This window comes from Verminephrobacter aporrectodeae subsp. tuberculatae At4, from assembly GCF_000193225.1.
Classification (GTDB): domain Bacteria; phylum Pseudomonadota; class Gammaproteobacteria; order Burkholderiales; family Burkholderiaceae_C; genus Acidovorax; species Acidovorax aporrectodeae.
Window position 1 is genome coordinate 1 of record NZ_AFAL01000872.1, and the last position, 479, is coordinate 479.

The window sequence follows — 479 nt, forward strand, 5'->3', positions numbered from 1 at the left end:
TGACCGTGAGCTACACCAAGCCCACGGGCGACAACGTGGTGCAGGACGCAGCCGGCAACGACGCAGTGAGCTTCAGCAACCAGGCCGTGACCTATCGCGCCACGGCAATCGACAACACGCCCCCGGAGTTCCACAGCGCCGCGGTCCGCGGCAGCGAACTGGTGATCAGCTACATCGAAGCTAACACCCTGCTCTCGATAGGGCCCATGCCCAGCTCCAGCTTTAGGGTGAGCAGCACCACGGGCACGGCCATCACCGTGCTCGCTGTCGTGGTGCTCCCAAGTTCCAAGACCGTGGTGCTGACGCTGAACCGCGCCGTGGCCGAAACGGAGACCGTGACCGTCAGCTACACCAAGCCCGCATCCGGTGGGGTGCAGGACGCTGCCGGCAACTATGCGGCGAACTTCAGCGAAAAAGCCGTGACCCACGGCACCACGGCAGCCGACACCACGCCCCCGGAGTTCCACAGCGCCACGGTC

1 protein-coding gene is annotated in these 479 nt (G+C 65.6%); it reads left to right on the plus strand.

Annotation, left to right across the window (positions count from 1 at the left end; translation table 11 throughout):
• Positions 1-479 (plus strand): SwmB domain-containing protein (locus VTU_RS29670; protein ID WP_010109142.1); only part of this gene is annotated, 479 nt, incomplete at both ends.